The sequence below is a fragment of the Variovorax sp. YR216 genome (assembly GCF_900107745.1).
Lineage (GTDB): Bacteria > Pseudomonadota > Gammaproteobacteria > Burkholderiales > Burkholderiaceae_C > Variovorax.
The window spans coordinates 640,886-658,196 of sequence record NZ_FNRO01000001.1; the positions used below are offsets into that span (position 1 = coordinate 640,886).

13 protein-coding genes and 1 riboswitch are annotated in these 17,311 nt (G+C 66.1%); of the genes, 7 read left to right on the forward strand and 6 right to left on the reverse strand.

The features are described from left to right. Window positions 1-75 precede the first annotated feature (75 nt). Genes tilS through cysS form a run of 4 tightly spaced genes read right to left on the reverse strand, consistent with a single transcriptional unit; the run spans window position 76 to window position 4,107 of the window. Window positions 76-1,026 (reverse strand): tRNA lysidine(34) synthetase TilS, encoded by a 951-nt coding sequence (tilS, locus tag BLW05_RS03040; protein ID WP_093159473.1) that lies wholly within the window; start codon window positions 1,024-1,026, stop codon window positions 76-78. Window positions 1,027-1,065: 39 nt separating this feature from the next. Continuing rightward, the gene (locus BLW05_RS03045; RefSeq protein ID WP_093159476.1) at window positions 1,066-2,046 is read right to left on the reverse strand and encodes an acetyl-CoA carboxylase carboxyltransferase subunit alpha; all 981 of its coding nucleotides are present in this window, start codon (window positions 2,044-2,046) and stop codon (window positions 1,066-1,068) included. A gap of 16 nt (window positions 2,047-2,062) precedes the next feature. After that, window positions 2,063-2,713: a DNA-3-methyladenine glycosylase family protein gene (locus BLW05_RS03050; RefSeq protein WP_093160432.1), complete on the reverse strand. Its 651-nt coding sequence runs from the start codon at window positions 2,711-2,713 to the stop codon at window positions 2,063-2,065. 14 nt (window positions 2,714-2,727) lie between these two features. Further along, window positions 2,728-4,107, reverse strand: coding sequence for a cysteine--tRNA ligase (cysS, locus tag BLW05_RS03055; RefSeq protein WP_093159478.1), 1,380 nt, complete (start codon window positions 4,105-4,107; stop codon window positions 2,728-2,730). 261 nt (window positions 4,108-4,368) lie between these two features. On the opposite strand from cysS, the gene BLW05_RS03060 reads away from it, so the two are divergent. The 5 genes from BLW05_RS03060 (at window position 4,369) to BLW05_RS03080 (ending at window position 7,614) form a co-directional block, all read left to right on the forward strand. Continuing rightward, on the forward strand, window positions 4,369-4,881 hold the full coding sequence (locus tag BLW05_RS03060; protein WP_371126909.1) for a tetratricopeptide repeat protein: 513 nt from the start codon (window positions 4,369-4,371) through the stop codon (window positions 4,879-4,881). Between the two features lie 108 nt (window positions 4,882-4,989). Beyond that, entirely contained in the window at window positions 4,990-5,526 is a 537-nt protein-coding gene (locus tag BLW05_RS03065; protein ID WP_093160434.1) for a peptidylprolyl isomerase, read from the forward strand. 15 nt (window positions 5,527-5,541) lie between these two features. Beyond that, window positions 5,542-6,051, forward strand: coding sequence for a peptidylprolyl isomerase (locus tag BLW05_RS03070; RefSeq protein WP_093159483.1), 510 nt, complete (start codon window positions 5,542-5,544; stop codon window positions 6,049-6,051). Window positions 6,052-6,058: 7 nt separating this feature from the next. Continuing rightward, window positions 6,059-6,820, forward strand: a complete 762-nt coding sequence (locus BLW05_RS03075) for a UDP-2,3-diacylglucosamine diphosphatase (RefSeq protein WP_093159486.1) — start codon at window positions 6,059-6,061, stop codon at window positions 6,818-6,820. Next, window positions 6,820-7,614, forward strand: a complete 795-nt coding sequence (locus tag BLW05_RS03080) for a M90 family metallopeptidase (protein WP_093159488.1) — start codon at window positions 6,820-6,822, stop codon at window positions 7,612-7,614. Before BLW05_RS03075 ends, BLW05_RS03080 begins: the two co-directional genes overlap by 1 nt. A gap of 18 nt (window positions 7,615-7,632) precedes the next feature. Here the strand turns inward: BLW05_RS03080 and BLW05_RS03085 are convergent, their stop codons facing one another. Continuing rightward, window positions 7,633-10,413, reverse strand: coding sequence for a DUF349 domain-containing protein (locus BLW05_RS03085; RefSeq protein ID WP_093159491.1), 2,781 nt, complete (start codon window positions 10,411-10,413; stop codon window positions 7,633-7,635). Window positions 10,414-10,505: 92 nt separating this feature from the next. Next, window positions 10,506-14,324, reverse strand: a complete 3,819-nt coding sequence (locus BLW05_RS03090; RefSeq protein ID WP_093159493.1) for a DUF748 domain-containing protein — start codon at window positions 14,322-14,324, stop codon at window positions 10,506-10,508. Between the two features lie 598 nt (window positions 14,325-14,922). On the opposite strand from BLW05_RS03090, the gene BLW05_RS03095 reads away from it, so the two are divergent. Together BLW05_RS03095 and glyA are read left to right on the forward strand one after the other, a co-directional pair. Beyond that, entirely contained in the window at window positions 14,923-15,765 is an 843-nt protein-coding gene (locus BLW05_RS03095; RefSeq protein ID WP_093159496.1) for a lytic transglycosylase domain-containing protein, read from the forward strand. 40 nt (window positions 15,766-15,805) lie between these two features. Beyond that, window positions 15,806-15,933, forward strand: a riboswitch (ZMP/ZTP riboswitch). Between the two features lie 41 nt (window positions 15,934-15,974). Then, entirely contained in the window at window positions 15,975-17,219 is a 1,245-nt protein-coding gene (gene glyA / locus BLW05_RS03100; protein ID WP_093159498.1) for a serine hydroxymethyltransferase, read from the forward strand. The last annotated feature ends 92 nt before the right edge of the window (window positions 17,220-17,311 follow it).

Consider the following 17,311-nt stretch of genomic DNA (forward strand, 5'->3'; position numbering starts at 1 on the left):
TCGCATGCCGCAATGCCGGCATTCGTGCGCCTTCGCCAATCAGCTCACCTATCAAGATCAGCGCGAGGCTGAGAGCTACGGCAAGGGCGAAGCATTGTACCAATGCAACGTGTCGCCTTCGCGCTCGACCCGCCCGGATGCCACCTTGATGCGGATCCGATGCCCTCGGGTACTGCAGGCGGCGATCTGGTCGAGAAGCTGCTCGAGCTGCGCTTCGCTCGGCACCACGCCGTGCTCGCTCTTGAGCCAGTGACGAAGAAGATTCGCCAGCCGTTCGCGCGGCAAGGCCCGCAGCGCGGTCAACCTGGGCGGGGAGCCCGCGTCAGCGAGATCGCCTGCAGCCGCCTCGGACAGCAACCGGGAAGCCCTCGCCGCATTGCGCGCCGAACGCGCAAAAGTCTCGCGGTACTGCGGCAAGGCTTCCGCAAGCGCCGGCAGCACCAGACGGCGGATGCGATTGCGCGTATAGCGCAGATCGGCATTGCTCGGGTCATCGATGTGGGGAATGCCGGCTGCGGCAATCCACTCGCGCAAAGCCTCCGCGTGCAGTTCGAGCAGCGGGCGATGGAACACCACGCCATGGCGCTCCATGCGACTGGGCATGCCGGCCAAGCCGTCCACGCCGGCGCCGCGACTGAGGGCAATCAACAGCGTCTCGACCTGGTCGTCGGCATGCTGCGCCAGAACGACGTGCTGCAGTCCGTGCGCCTGCGCTAGGCCCGCCAGGGTCGCGTAGCGCGCGCGCCGCGCAGCATCCTCCGGGCTTTCGCCGGGCGCATGGCGCGCATCCACGCGTCCCACGTGCAGTGGCACGTCCAGCACCGCACATGCTGCGGCGCAATGCGCCTCGAAATCATCCGCGGCCCGCTGCAGGCCATGGTGAACATGCAGTGCATGAACCTGCCCCGGCCAGCGTCTTGCGGCCGCATGCAGCAACGCGGTGGAATCGGCCCCGCCGCTGTAGGCCACGCCCAAAGGCAGAACCGCCGACCATGAAGCCAGTGCATGGTCGGCGGGATTGTCCATACGAGCGATCGCGCAGCGGGCAGGCGCCCGCGCCGCGCGTTACTTGCCGCTGTCGGCCTTGGTGTCGGCGAAGCGACCGTAGCCCTGGAGCCGGTCGTAGCGACGCGCCAGCAGTTCCTTGACCGACAGGTCGCCGACCTGACGGAAGGCATCGTTCAATGCGCGTTTCAGAAAAGCGGCCATCTGCCGGTGATCGCGGTGCGAACCACCCACGGGCTCGTTGACGATCTTGTCCACCAATCCCAGCGCCTTGAGCCGGTGCGCGGTGATGCCCAGGGCATCGGCCGCCTCCTGCGCCTTGTCGCTGGTCTTCCAGAGGATGGATGCGCAGCCTTCCGGGCTGATGACGGAATACACCGAGTACTGAAGCATCAGCACCTGGTCGCCGACCGAGATCGCCAGCGCGCCGCCGGAACCGCCCTCGCCGATGATCGTCACGATGATCGGCACCTCGAGCTGCGCCATCTCGAAGATGTTGCGGCCAATGGCTTCGGACTGGCCGCGCTCTTCGGCGTCGATACCCGGGTACGCGCCCGGCGTGTCGACGAAGGTGAAGACCGGGAGCTTGAACTTCTCGGCGGTCTTCATCAGGCGCAGCGCCTTGCGGTAGCCCTCGGGCTTGCTCATGCCAAAGTTGCGCGCAGTGCGTTCCTTGGTATCGCGGCCCTTCTGGTGGCCGAGCACCATGCAGGGCGTGCCGTTGAATCGCGCCAAGCCGCCGACGATCGAAAGATCATCCGAAAAGTGGCGGTCGCCGTGCAATTCGACGAAATCCGTGAAGATCTCGTTGATGTAGTCGAGGGTGTAGGGACGCTCCGGATGCCGGGCGATCTTGGTGATCTGCCAGGGCGTCAGGTCGCTGTAGATTTCCTTGGTGAGCTGAAGGCTCTTTTTGCCGAGCTGATCGATTTCTTCCGAGATATCAACTGCCGACTCCGTCTGCACATAGCGCAGCTCTTCGATCTTGCTTTCGAGCTCCGCCACGGGCTGCTCGAAGTCGAGAAAGGTTCGTTTCGCCAACGTCTTCTCCTGTTATTCAGTATGCGACCGGTAGCGGGTCGAGCGATCGCCAAATATACCAAGTCGCCACGCTGCAGTATGGGGCCCAGGCGACAGCCACCTCGCGCGCATCGCTGCGGCTGACGGGGTCGCCCGAAAAATAGTTCTGGCTGATGCCATTGATGAGCCCGAGGTCATCCAGCGGCAGCACGTTGGGGCGCATGAGGTGGAAGATCAGGAACATTTCGGCCGTCCAGCGACCGATGCCCCGGATCGCGACGAGCTCCTCGATGATCATTTCGTCGGACATGTCCTTCCACTTGTCGACGTGGACCGCGCCCGAGTCGAAATGCAGCGCGAGATCGACCAGGTATTCGATCTTGCGCACGGAAAGCCCCGCCGCGCGCATGTCGTCGACCTTGAGCTTGAGCACGCTCGCGGGCGCCATCTTGCGGGGCAGTTTCGCGAAACGGTCCCAGACGGACTGGGCGGCCTTCACCGAGATCTGCTGTCCCACGATGCTGCGCGCCAGCGTGGTGAACGCATCGCCGCGCGACTCGAGACAGGCGTCGCCGAAACGGGGAATGAGCCGCTTCATGACGCGGTCCTTCTTGGCCAGGTGCTTGCAGGCCTCTTCCCAATAGTCGGGCGTGAAGACCTCCACGGCCGCCTTCTTTGCAGGGGGCATCGTCTTGGTCGCGTTCACTGAGCCGAAGACCAGGTGGTACCGGTCGGTGAATCCTTCAGCACGATGCCTTGTGCAAGAAGATCGTTGCGAATGCGGTCCGCCTCCGCAAAGTTCTTCGCGGCCTTGGCATCAGCCCGCTGCTGGATCAAGGCCTGAATGGCAGGCTCGTCGAGCGTCGCGCCAGCCTGCAGGAAGGCCTGCGGGTCCGACTGCAGGATGCCCAGGCAAGCGCCGAGCGCCTTCAGCAGCCCGGCGAGCGCTGGCGACCGCGAGCGGTTGACTTCACCGGCCAGATCGAACAGCACCGCAACGGCTTCGGGCGTGCCGAAATCCTCGTCCATCGCGGCCTTGAAGCGCGCGGCGTAGGGATCGGTCCAGTCGATGCGAACCGCTTCCGCTGGCGGCACCAGATGCAGCGCGTTGTAGAGCCGCTTGAGCGATGCGCGCGCATCGCCGAGATGCACGTCGCTGTAGTTGAGCGGGCTGCGATAGTGCGCCCGCACCACAAAGAACCGGATCGTCTCGGCGTCGAACGCCTTGAGCACGTCGCGGATCAGGAAGAAGTTGCCCAGGCTCTTGGACATCTTCTCGTCGTCGATATTGATGAAGCCGTTGTGCATCCAGAAGCGCGCCAGCGGCTTGCCGTTGGCGCCTTCGCTCTGCGCGATCTCGTTCTCGTGATGAGGGAACTGCAGATCCGCGCCACCGCCGTGGATGTCGAGCGTTTCACCGAGCAGTTCGCAGGCCATGGCCGAGCACTCGATATGCCAGCCAGGTCGCCCCGGACCGAATGGACTGGCCCACTTGACCTCCTCGGGCTCCGTCGGCTTGGAACTCTTCCAGAGCACCGGGTCCAGCGGATCGTCCTTGCCGTCGAGCACCGCGACACGTTCACCGGCGTGCAGTTCGTCGAGCGACTTGCCGCTGAGCTTGCCGTACCCGGGGAACTTGCGTACGGCGTAGTTCACGTCGCCGTTGGGCGAGCGGTAGGCCAGGCCCTTCTGCTCCAGCGTGCCGATCATCGAGAGCATCTGGGGCACGTATTCCGTGGCCCGCGGCTCGTGTGTGGGCCGCTCGATGCCGAGCGCATCGGCATCCTCGTGCAGCGCGTCGATCATGCGATCGGTCAACGCGCGGATGCTCTCGCCGTTCTCGACGGCGCGGCGGATGATCTTGTCGTCGATGTCGGTGATGTTGCGCACGTAGTCGACAGCAAGCCCGGAGGCCTTGAGCCAACGCTGCACCACGTCGAACGCGATCATCGAACGCGCATGGCCCAGGTGGCAGTAGTCATAGACGGTCATTCCGCACACGTACATGCGAACCCGGCCGGGTTGCAGCGGAGAAAACTCCTCCAGTTCACGCGACAGCGTGTTGTAGATGCGAAGACTCATGAAGGTTAGGAGCGTCAGTTCGCGCTCGTGCAAAAACGGGCGAAGGACAGCTGATTTTCAGGGGTGGAAGTGCTGCGCAGACGAGCGGTTCGGCATGACCCCTCGGCTACAATGCCTCGCAGTATAAACGGCCACCGACGGATATTTCCGCGTGTTTACGCGGCTTGTGTCCCTTCCAAATCTCGAGGCTCCATGCAGCTTGCCGCTTTCTCCCCCGCTTCCCTTCTCCGCGTTTTCCCTGCCCTCGTGCTGGCTTTGGCGATGGGCGCCGCGCACGCGGACGACTACGGCGACGTCAACGCGTTGCTGCGCCAGGGCAAGGCGGACGAAGCGCTGGCGAAGGCGGACACCTACATCAGCGGCAAGCCCCGCGATCCGCAGATGCGCTTTCTGCGCGCCGTGATCCTCACCGAGCAAGGCAAGCGGGCCGATGCGATCACCGCATTCACGCAGCTCACCCAGGATTACCCCGAGCTGCCCGAGCCCTACAACAATCTCGCCGCCCTCTATGCCGCGCAGAGCCAGTTCGACAAGGCCCGCGCTGCGCTCGAGATGGCCGTCAAGCTCAACCCCGACTACGCGACGGCGCACGAGAACCTCGGCGACGTGTACGTGCGGCTCGCTGCAGAGTCCTACAGCCGGGCCAAGCAGCTCGAGGCCAGCAACGCCACGGTGCCACCCAAGCTCGCGCTGATCCGCCAGATGTTCGGCACGCCCGCCGCGGGCGATCTGCCGTCGACGACGCCGGATGCACGCAAACCCGTGCGCAGGTAACTCGGCCACGTTCCCCCGCGCCTCGGCGCATTTTCGGAAAGCGAATCTCCCGTGACTCTTCGAATCCTCTCGCGCCGCGCGGCACTGATCGCCGCCACGACGCTGGCGATGGCCGGCACCAGCACCATCGGCTGGGCCCAGACCGCCGCACCTCGCGTCAAGCTCGGCACCTCGGCCGGCGACATCGTGGTCGAGCTCTATCCGGACAAGGCGCCCAAGACAGTCGAGAACTTCCTGCAGTACGTCAACGACAAGCACTACGACGGCACGATCTTCCATCGCGTCATCGACGGCTTCATGATCCAAGGCGGTGGCTTCACCTCCGAGCTCCGGCAAAAGCCCACGCGCGCGCCCATCCCCCTCGAGGCCAAGAACGGTCTCAAGAACGACAAGTACACGATCGCGATGGCACGCACCTCCGATCCGAACTCCGCCACTTCGCAGTTCTTCATCAACGTGAAGGACAACGCCAGCCTCAATGCGCCCTCGCCCGACGGCTACGGCTACACCGTCTTCGGCAAGGTGGTCTCGGGCACCGAGGTGGTCGACAAAATCCGCGCCGCGCGCACGGGCAACAAGGGCGGCATGCAGGACGTGCCGGTCGAAACCATCACCATTCAATCCGCCACCGTGGTGGCCAAGTAATTCAAAGGAGCCCTCATGAGCAACCCCCAAGTCGAACTTCACATCAAGGACAAGGGCGTCATCACGCTCGAACTCGATCAGGACAAGGCCCCGAAGACGGTCGAGAACTTCCTGAACTACGTGAACAACGGCCACTACAACAACACCGTCTTTCATCGCGTGATCCCCGGATTCATGGTGCAAGGCGGAGGCTTCGAGCCCGGCATGTCGCAGAAGCCGACCGGCGCCGAAATCCAGAATGAGGCCAATAACGGCCTGAAGAACGACAACTACACGATCGCCATGGCACGCACCAGCGCACCCCATTCGGCGACCGCGCAGTTCTTCATCAATGTGGCCGACAACGGCTTCCTGAACCACACCGCACCTTCGGCCCAAGGCTGGGGCTACGCGGTGTTCGGCAAGGTCATCGAGGGCAAGGAAGTGGTCGACAAGATCAAGGTCGTCAAGACCGGCCGCAAGGGCTTCCACGACGACGTCCCGCTCGACGACGTCGTGATCGAGAAGGCCGTCGTCAAGAGCTGACCTGCATATGGAGGCGTTTGCCGAGATCGTCGCGCCGGCGAACTGGCGCACGGTCGATCTCATCTCCGACCTCCACCTGCAGACCGCGGACCAGGCCACGTTCGACGCCTGGCGCGGTTATCTGGAAACCTCACCCGCCGACGCGATATTCATCCTCGGCGACCTGTTCGAAGTCTGGATTGGCGACGACGCCGCCACCGTCCCGGGCTTCGAGGCGCAATGCGCCGGGGTGCTGCGCACGGCAACGGCTCGGCGCCCCGTCTTCTTCATGCACGGCAACCGGGATTTCCTGCTCGGCCCCGCCTTCGCAGCCCAATGCGGCATGACACTCATCGACGATCCGACAGTGCTCGTCTTGCACGACAAACGCTGGCTGCTGAGTCACGGGGATCTCCTGTGTCTCGATGACGTCGAGTACCTGCGCTTTCGGGCCCAGGTGCGCACGCCGGAGTGGAAAGCCACGGTACTCGCCCGCCCGATGGAGGAGCGCCGCGCCCTCGCTCGATCGGTCCGCGCCCAGAGCGAGGATCGCAAGCAAAGCCCCGGCATGGTCTGGGCCGACGTCGATGCCGATGCCGCGCGCGACTGGCTGCACCGCGCCCGCGCCACCACGCTGGTCCACGGCCATACCCACAAACCCAGGAAGCACGACCTGGGCGATGGCCTCGAACGCATCGTGCTGAGCGATTGGGATGCGGCGGCGCATCCACCCCGCGCACAATTGCTCTGCATCTCCGCCGCCGGCGCCCAGCGCGTCGATCTGCGCTGATGTTCTCCTGGCTGCGCCGGATACGCCCGGCGCCCCGCATTCCGGACGAGGCCTGGCAGGCCACGCTGGCCCGCTACCGCTTTCTGGCCGAGCGGCCGCAGGCCGATATCGACCGTCTGCGCGAACTCGCGGCCGAATTCCTGCGCGACAAGCGCTTCCACGGCGCGCACGGCTTCGTCATCTCCGACGAGGTCGCACTGGCGATCGCCGCGCAGGCCGTCCTGCCGGTCCTGCACCTCAAGGGCGGACTGGACTGGTATGACGATTTCATCGGCGTGGTCGTGCACGCGTCCGAAGCAGTCGCGCAGCGCACGACGGTCGACGCGACAGGCGTCGTGCACGAGTATGAGGAGGTCGTGGCCGGCGAAGCCATGGACCGCGGACCCGTGATGTTGAGCTGGCAGGACGTGCTCGCCAGCGGCGCCACGCGCGACGAGGGCTACAACGTCGTCATCCACGAATTCGCCCACAAGATCGACATGCGAGGCGGCGCGGCCGATGGCTGCCCGCCGCTGCCCCGGGGCTTTCGCGGTACGTCCAGTTCGCGAGACGCGCGCGCCGCGTGGCTCGCGGTACTGAAACCGGCCTACGACAGCTTCCGCGAAAAAACCGTCGTGGCCGAACGCTTCGGCGGCGAGGAGCCGTGGCTCGACGCCTACGGCGCGCAATCACCCGGCGAGTTCTTCGCCGTCGCCTGCGAAGCCTATTTCGTGAACCGCGAGAGACTGCGCAGCGACTTCACAGAACTCGTCGGCCTGTTCGACGAGTTCTTCACGCCGCCCGGCAAACGATAGTCCGGACCGGCGCGGCGCTCACTTGCGCAGCAAGGCCTTGAGCGCGTTCTGCAGCCGGCGTGCCGATGCCGCATCGTGCGGCGCGGCCAACACCTTGCCCGCATCCTGACCCCAGGTCTGCGCCGGCGCCGGATCGCCGCGACGGGTCAGCAGCTTGAGTTGCAACGCGCGACGGGCCTCGAGTTGCTCGGCCGGAGTCGGAACTTCGGCCGCCATCTCGAGACGCAGCAGTGCTTCCGCGGCATCGCCAGCCGGCGCGGATGTCGTCGCCACAAGCGCCTGCGACCAGGCGTTGCGAACGGCCGGCGTCACGGCGCGCCCCAGCTCCTGCGCACTCGGAAGCTGAGACGCATCGCGCTTCTCCCACGCACCCAGCACCTGGGTGAGCGCCTCTCCGTGGGCTTGCGCCGCCAGCTTGCGCAGTGCAAGGTCCGCGCGCTCGAGCGCATCACGCTGCGCGCGAAACGCGGCGTCGCCCAGGCGCGGACCGCGATCTTCGCGTGGCGGCCGATCGCCGAAGCGGCCACCTGCGGGCGCGCCACGTTCGCCACCACCGCGAGGCGCACGGTCACCCGGTCGTCCACCCGGTGCACCACGGTTGTCGCGCCGATCACCGAAGCGACCGCCACGCGCAGCGGGTGCGGGTTCGGACTTCCTGTTGCCAGGGCGGTCGTCGCCGCGCACGGCAATCACAGGCTTCGGCGCCGATTTGGCCACCGCCACGACAGGCGTCGCCTCGGCATCGCTGCGCGCCGAAGGATCGGCACCATCGGCTGGCGCCACCAGATCGGCCGCTGCCGCAGGCGCGTCAACCTGCGCTGGTGCAGGCTGTGCCTCCGCATCTTCCGGAGAGGGCGCCTGCCCCGCGCTTTCGCTGAACTCGGCGGCCGCCTGCCCCGGGGCCACGACTTCGGTCGCACCGACGGACGGCCCGTCGGCGGGAGCTGGCGCCTGGTTGCGCATCGCAGCCTCCAGTTGCGCGATGGCTGCACGGATCTTTTGCGCGTCGCCAGTGCTGCTGGCGGCTTCGAGCGCCTTCGACGCGTCGAGCACGCTGCGATCATGTGCACTCATGGCCGCCGACGCCTTTTCGCGCTCGGCGGACTTGCGGTTGAAGGCTTCGTCGATCGGCGCGCGGAACGCATCCCACAGCTTCTGTTCCTGCCGGCGATCGAGCGGAACCGACTGCGCCTCGGCCTGCCAGCGCTGCTGAAGCGACTTGACCGCATCGATGCGCAGCATGGGAGTGGCACCGAGTTCGGTCGCCTCCGCGATCATGGCCTGGCGGCGCTCGACGCTCGCCTTTTGCTGGGCTTCGAACGGCGCACGTGCGGCACCGAAGGCCTCGGACCACTGCGACTGCAATTCGGCGAACACCTTCTCGCCGACGTGGCCGGCATCGCGCCAGCGATCCGCGAACTGATGCAGCGCACGATTGATGGACTTCAGCTCCGACCCGTTCGCATGCTCTGCCGCCCAGGTCTTCACTTCCTCGATCAACGCGAGACGATGCGCCCGGTGTTCGGCGGCATCAGCGCGCACCTTTTCAAGCCAGGCTTCGACCACCTTGTGGGCCTCGTTGCAAGCCTCGTCGAAGCGCTTCCAGAGCGCATGGTTCGGCACGCCGCCCTGGTCGGATTGTTTCCACTGCTCGCGCAGGCCGCGCAGGGTTTCCTGCATCTTCCGGCCACCCAGCGCCTGGCCTTCGGGACGCTTGAGCAAGGCCTCGGCCTTGGCGACGAGTTCTTCGCGGACCTTGTCGGCGCTCCAGCGTTGCCAGCCTTCGAGTTCGCCCGCCGCGACGAGCGCGGCATGCACGCGGGCTTCAAGCGCCGCATCGACCAGCCGGCCATGTTCCTTGAGTACCGCGCGCAGCGCGGCAGCTGCACCGGCACTTGCCTTGCCATGGCCTTGAGCCGTTTCCTGCTCCAGCTTGAGGAGCGCCGCCTCGACTGCCACGTGTGCCGCGGCGCGTTTCTCGGGATCGACCTTGGGACCGGCTGGCTTCACAGGGGCCGGCGCTGCGGCTTCGGGCACGCCGCCACGCGCCACGCGCAGCTCGTCGGCCCACACCGGCACCGGCGGCAGCGGTGCGGCGGGATCGGCGGCCGCAGCCTGGGCCTGCGCCAGAGCGCCATGGAATGCATCGGAGACGACCAGAAGCTGTGCCTTGGACGATTCGAGCTGCGGTGCGAACTTGGCGTCCAGGCTGCTCCAGTTGCCATCGGCCGTGATCTCGGCCGCCTGCTGCTGCCAGTGTGCAACGTCTGCGCGCAGGGCCTCCTCGGCCGCCTGCGCGTCGCGCCAGCTCTTGGTCGACAGCACCTCGAAGCGCTGCGCGAGCAGCACCGCCGCCTCGCGATGCACCTGGGCGCGGTGCTGCAGGTCCTCGATGCCCTTGACCCGATCGGCCAACTGCGTCTTGATGCCGGCCAGCGGCTCGCGCGACAGGGGAGCGCCGGCCTTCGCGGCATCGCGCTGCCAGGCGAGCGCGTCGGCAATGTTGAGCTTGGGCTGGGCAAGGAGCGACTCGGCCTTCTGAGTCCATTCGGCGGCGATCGCCTCCTGCCCCTTCGCGCGCTTGAGTTCGTCGAGCTTCTCGCGCAGCAGCCGGGCTGCGCCCTTGTCGCGACCGCTCAGTTCCTTGAAGACGTCCTGCATCTGCTCCGGCGACGGATTGCCCGCGAGCCAATCACGGATGCGCTGCGCACGCTCGCCCGCCGTCGGCGCGGTGAACGCGCCGCCGGTCAGCGTGTCGAGGGACTGGATGTCGTGAGGCTTGGAAGAAGTTGAAGTCACTGCGCGAAGAATCGTTATCTGTAGAAGAAAAGCGAAGGCGCCGGCAATTGCCGGCGCACCGCTGCATTTTCACCGACTTGTCGCCGCCCGGTTCAACGGGTCGCGAGTTTCAGCTCGGCACTGGGTTTCCAATTGTCGCCGTCGGCCTTGGTGCGCACTGCCCCAAGGAAAAGGCGCTCGCTCGGCACTTTCTGCTCGAGCAGGTAGTCGCGCACCGCGGCACCGCGCGCCACCGCCAGCTGGCGCATCGACTCCTCGTCGACGGGGATGCTGGTCGCCAGCAGGTTTTCCATGTCCTGCTGCGGCAGATCCTTGGCGAGCCCCACCATGTTGCGCGGCTTGGTGACATCCGACCGCTTGTAGGCCGCGGCCAGGAGATCCGGGTACTCGGAATCGCTGAGCGCGTCGACGTCCGCCGCGTTCTGGCCTGCCCGGACGGCTGCACGCCGTTTCTCGGCCTGCGCGAGCTGGCGCACGCGCTGGCGCTGATAGCCGTCGCGCTCCTGTTCGAGACTGGCCGTTCCGACGACGGTCATCTGCAGCCCTGGCCGGTCGATGATGGCCTTCGCGACCTTGTCGAGGCTCTGCTTGGCTTCGGCAGAGAGTTCGGTGCTGCCGGGCGCGAAAACGATGGCGCTCGACTCCCCGCCTCCGCCGCCGCCGGTCAGCAACGCGAACGGTGCGGTCGCGGCTTTCGCGATCAGATTCACGATGGCCTTGAGGATCAGCGGCCCGATGCTGAATTCGGGATCGTTGATGGATCCACGCAGCGGGAGGTCCACGTCGATCACACCATTGCGGTCCGCCAGCAGCGCCACGGCGAGCCGCACCGGCAGGCTCGCAGGCGCGCCTTCCACCTGCTCGCCGAACTGGAGCTGGTTCAGGATCAGCCGGTTGGACGCGGTCAGCGAGCCATCCGGCGCGATCTTGTAGTTGACGTCCATGCTCAGCTTGCCCCGCTCGATGCCGTGGCCGGCGAAGCGGATCGAATACGGTGAAAGCGGCGGCAGGTCGAGCTCGCGCATCTTCGCGGTGATGTCGAGTTCGAGCGGCTTGACCAGCGGATTGAGCCGCCCGGTGATCTCGAGCGACGCGGTCTGCTGGGCCTTGCCGCGCAATTCGAGATCCGCCAGCGCCGGCTTGTTGCCCGCAGGCCTCGAAGAGAACGCGCTCAACCGGCCTGTCAGTTCGGTGAGGTCCGCCGAATAGTTCGGCTTGATGAACAGGTCGGAAAAATCGATCCGCCCGTTGACCAGCGCCATCGGGCCGAAATTGATGACCGGTGCCATCGGGTTTGGCGGCGCGGCGGGCGCAGGCGCGGCCGCCGCGGCTGCCGGTGCCTGCGGAGCGCCGCCCACCATCAGTTCCGCGGGCGGGGCTTCCACCTGGGCCCGCGAGCGGGCCGCGCGGCGGGTGTTCGTCGTCGTGGTGGTTCCACCCAGGCTGCGCTTGGTCGTGACCTCGGGCGCTGGCGCCGATGCATCCGGGGTTCCCGGTTGCCCCGGCTGCTTGACCAGATACAGCAGATTCAGCTTGCCGGTCGGGTCGATGATGATTCGAGCGAAGAAATCGGTGAGCGTCGTTTCGCGAACGTCGAGGTTCAGCGGCGCGCCCGGCACCATGTTCACCTGCACCCCGCGCAACCCCAGCGTCTTCCAGCTCAGGAGTTGCCTGTTGCCCGAGCTGGCCTGCCCTTGCGCCTGGGTGAGGATCACACTGTTGGCGCGAAAGTCGTCGACGGCAGTGTCACCCGCCAGCCGCACGCTCATGCCGTCAGGCGTGGACGCATATTTGACGGTCCCCCGGTAGCTCGCGAAGGCGCGCCGGATGTCGATGTTGAGCGCGTCGGCGTAGTACGCCTTGAAGACGTGCGCCGGCAGCGATGCGATGGTCACCTTGCCCTCGGCGGCGATCGGCTTGAGCGCCAGGTTGCCGTCGTATTCGAAGCGCCCCGGCTCGGCGCGCCCTGCGGCGATACGGCCCGAGACCTTGAGCGGCGAGACCGTGGCGGTGTTCGGCGCGATCTTCTGCGCGTTGACCTTCAGCGCACTGATCTCGAACGCGACCGGCGTGTCGCTGGCGTTGTCGGCATAGGAGAGCGCGCCGTTGTCGACTGCGACCGTGGCGATGGAAAGCTCCCACGGCTTCGTGTTCGACGCGGGCGACGGCGCCTCGGACGCCTGGCGGTCCTTCGGCGCAGCGACCTTGGCCTCCGTCGCGCCGCCGTCGCCGCCATTGCCTCCGGCGGGCACCTTGAGCCAGCGCTCGAACATCCAGCGCTTTTCCTTGTCGCGCTCCACGCGCAACTTGGGGTTCACGGCCGCGAAGGAGCCGATGGCCAGCGTGTGCTGGGTCATGTCGACTTCGGCGTCTTTCAGCTCGAACCGGCCGACGCTGACAAGCGCGGTCTTCTCCTGCGTGAGCGCGAGGTCTTCGGCGACCACGCTACGCGCCTTGAACTTCAGGTCCGGCTTGGTCCACGCCACTTCGATCTGGCCGCTGAGCTTGCCGTCGAGCGTCGGCTCGAGACTTTGCGCGAGGTACGGCGCCGCCAGGGACAGCGGCAGCGCGCCGACTTCCGTCTGCACCTGCGCCTGCTTGTCCGTCGCCTGGCCCTCGAACTTGATGGTCGCCCCGGCGACGGCCGTCGATCCGTTAAAGGTCGCCGGCTTTTCCATCGGCCAGGCCACCGCATTCACCTCCACAGCCAGGTCCTTCGCATCGATTGCCGCGGCCGGCTTCGTCGTCTGGTCACGCCATCCGACATGGCCACCGGTGAGCGCGACCTTGTCCACTTGCAGGTGCCAGCCCGGCGGTTCGGCCGGCTTGGCTGTGGCATCGCCGTTGGGTGCGGACGCGGGAACCGTCGCGACCTTTTCCTTCGCACCGGTCGCCGGGTCCGTGGCGAGGAGGTTCAGCTTGCCGGCCTCGTCGCGCGCCACCACCAATTGCGGAGCGGCCAGCGCCACTTCGCTCAGATGCACCACGCGCTCCAGCGGCCGCACATCCGCCAGCGCCACCTTGAGCGACTCGAATCCGAGCAGGTCCTTGCCCCTGCCATCCGCCACCTTGACGCCGTTCGCCGCGACGGTGCCGGTGATCTTGAGCGTCGGCGACGCGGCCTGCGCGAAATCGATCCGGACGTCTGCATCGAGCTTGCCCGCCTGCAGCGACACAGGCAGCCCCCCGGGGATGTAGCCCAGGTAAGGCACGAGATCGAGCCCTTCGAACTTGATCTGCGCATCCGTCTTGCGGCTCTCGGCAAAGGGCGTCGACGACGCGGACGAGTCGAATCTGCTGCCGTTCAGGACGAACGCCAGCTTGGGCTCGGTCGTGATGTCCCGCTTGGAAGCCAGATTGCTCAGGAACGGCACCGCCAGCTCCAGATTGCGCAGTTCGTGCCGACGCTGGACCGTCTGGTCGTCGAAGGTGAACGAGCCATTCGAGATGCCGATGTTGTAGATCGCGAAGCGTGGCGGCTCGCTCTTGGGCGCATCAGGCGCGGCTGCGAGCTTGGCCAGGATGTCGTCGATGTCGTACTTGCCGTCGGCGAGGTGCGTGAGCAGGATGGCCGGCGAGTCGATCGACACCGCGTCCACCACAGGCGCGAGCCGCAGGATCGACTGAAGTTCCGCATCGAGATAGATGCGATTGACCGCTACCTGCGCCTGCTTGCCGTCGGCCGTGGCGATACGCAGGTCGTGCACGGTGAGTTCGAGCGTCCAGGGCTTGAAGTCGACCTTGCCGACGGTGACCTGCCGGCCCAGCTTGTCGCTCGCGATTCGCTGGATCTGTCCCTTGGCGATCGGCGGCACTGCGAGCCATGCGAGCACCCACACGGCCAGAAGGACCAGCAACGCGACAACGCCGCGCCGCACCCATTTGTTCTGCTTCAGCTCACCTGCTTTCATCGCCCGGGAGTGTGCCCCAAACAACCTCGCGATCCCAGAAACGAGAAAGCCCGGTGGCGGGACGGAAAGTCATGCCACCGGGCTCGATGGCGGACGCAACGCCCATGCCATCTTTTCGCGCGACCGGAAGTTGAACCGTTCCGGTCAGGCTGGCAGCAAGAGATTGCCACCGTTGGGCCGCAGTCGCTGAACCGCCGGATTGCTCCTTGGGTTACCGGACCTTGGTGAAGCGCCTACAAAGTCGAGGCACCTACAGCCTAGGCCTGTACCGGAGAGATTTCCAAATGAGCTTTTCAATCGGCTTGGCACGGCCGATTCGCGAACTAATCCTCACATTTTTTACAACACAAATTAGAATAACGTCCCCATTTCTTATTCTTGACCGGGTATTTAGCCGCTCCTAGAATGCCCCCACACCGGACCGCCAGATCGTCCGGACTCACCCCCTAATCCGCTGCCGATTTGCAATCGGCTTGATCAGGCGGCCGCGCTCCCTCCCTCCTTCGCGCGGACCTGATACGTACCAATCCAGGCGTTGCTGCGTTCTTCTTCGTCCTCGTGGCGTTGCGAACAAGGTTCCGCATAGAAAGGAAAAGCGATGAAGCAGGCGCTTGATGCCACAGCCCGAGGGCTACGGACTTTCATGTCCGACGTGGTCGACGGCTTCTTTGAAATCACGCACAACGGCTTTGCCCTTGTCGGGCTGGCGATCGTCTTCGCGGCGCTCGCACTGGCCGCCAGGCCGGACCTGCGCCAATCCGGCGAAGAGCAACTGATGGGCTGGCTGCAGTCCCGCAAGCCACAGCCGGTGCCCGCCGAGTTCGAGCTCGAGCCGACCGCCATCGAGCGCACCACCGCGGCCAGCCCCCACGAGTTGCCGAAACAGCAGGCCGCCGTCGCCTACTGGCTGAGCAAGAAATACCGCGTCGCCGCGGAACCGCTGGCGGTGCTGGTCTCGGAAGCGTTCGACCTCGGCAAGCGCACCAAGCTCGACCCGACGCTGATCCTGGCGATCATGGCGGTGGAATCCAGCTTCAACCCGTTCGCCCAGAGCCAGGTCGGCGCCCAGGGCCTGATGCAGGTCATGACGCGCGTCCACGGCGAGAAGTACGAGAGCGCCGGCGGCACCCTGACCGCCTTCGACCCAGTCACCAACATGCGGGTCGGCGTCAAGGTTCTGCAGGAGTGCATCGCACGCGCGGGTTCGCTCGAAGGTGGGCTGCGTTTCTACGTCGGTGCGGCCAACCTGACGGACGACGGCGGCTACGCCTCCAAGGTCCTCGCCGAGCACGAACGACTGCGGCAGGTCGTTGCCGGACGCCCGCCGGCGGTCAATACGCCGCCAGCCGCAGCGCGCCAGAATCCGGCGCCGGTCGCGAACCCCGCGCCCGCCAAGCAGCAGGAAGCCGCTTCGGAACGGGTCGCGATGGTCGGGGATTAACACCTTTTTCGAACCGGCGACTACCGCCGTCAGCTACACTCGGCGAGCACGCGACTGGCGATAGGCGCTGCACTTCTTCAAGTGCGTTGCGCTGACGTGGACTACCACTGGGGAGCGTGCTGCCTGCGGTCTTGAGCAGGTGTTCAGCCGTTCGCCTGGGCAGCCCTTGTTTGGTTGAAGAACAAGGCCCACCGTCTTGAAGGACTGCCATGTACCACCGCGACAACCTGGTCGAACAGACCGATCCTGAAATCTGGGCTGCCATCCAGGCCGAGAACGCCCGCCAGGAACACCACATCGAGCTCATCGCGAGCGAAAACTACGCCTCGCCGGCCGTCATGGCCGCGCAGGGCTCGCAGCTCACCAACAAGTACGCCGAGGGCTACCCCGGCAAGCGCTACTACGGCGGCTGCGAAAACGTCGACGTCGCCGAACAGCTGGCCATCGACCGCGTCAAGCAGCTCTTCGGCGCCGATGCCGCCAATGTGCAGCCGCATTGCGGCGCCTCCGCCAACGAGGCCGTGATGCTCGCCTTCCTCAAGCCCGGCGACACCATCATGGGCATGAGCCTCGCCGAAGGCGGCCACCTGACCCACGGCATGCCGCTGAACATGAGCGGCAAGTGGTTCAACGTCGTGAGCTACGGCCTCGACGCCAAGGAAGAGATCGACTACGACGCGATGGAGCGCAAGGCGCACGAGCACATGCCCAAGCTGATCATCGCGGGCGCCTCGGCCTATTCGCTGCGCATCGATTTCGAGCGCTTCGCGAAGGTCGCGAAGGACGTTGGCGCCATCTTCATGGTCGACATCGCGCACTACGCCGGCCTCGTTGCCGCCGGCGTGTACCCCAACCCGGTTCCTCACGCGGACGTGGTCACCTCCACCACCCACAAGAGCCTGCGTGGCCCGCGCGGCGGCATCATCCTGATGAAGTCGCAGCACGAGAAGGCGATCAACAGCGCGATCTTCCCGGGTCTGCAGGGCGGTCCGCTGATGCACGTGATCGCCGCCAAGGCCGTGGCGTTCAAGGAAGCGCTGTCGCCGGAGTTCAAGGTCTACCAGCAACAGGTGGTCAAGAACGCCCAGGTCGTTGCCGAGACCCTCACCCAGCGCGGCCTGCGCATCGTGAGCGGCCGCACCGAGAGCCACGTCATGCTGGTTGACCTGCGCGCCAAGGGAATCACCGGCAAGGAAGCCGAAGCGGTGCTGGGCGATGCGCACATGACGATCAACAAGAACGCCATCCCGAACGATCCGGAAAAGCCGATGGTCACCAGCGGCGTGCGCATCGGCACGCCCGCGATGACGACCCGTGGCTTCAAGGAAGAAGAAGCCCGCCTCACCGCCAACCTGATCGCCGACGTGCTCGACAACCCGCGGGACGCAGCCAACATCGAGGCGGTTCGCGCCAAGGTGAACGCGCTGACCAGCCGTTTCCCGGTCTACCTTTGATCACCCCCGAGCGCCTTCGGCGCTCCCCCTCAAGGGGGCGCACCCAGCGGCCCAGCGGAGCCGGCTCCGCGGGTGCCCTGGATTCGGTTGCG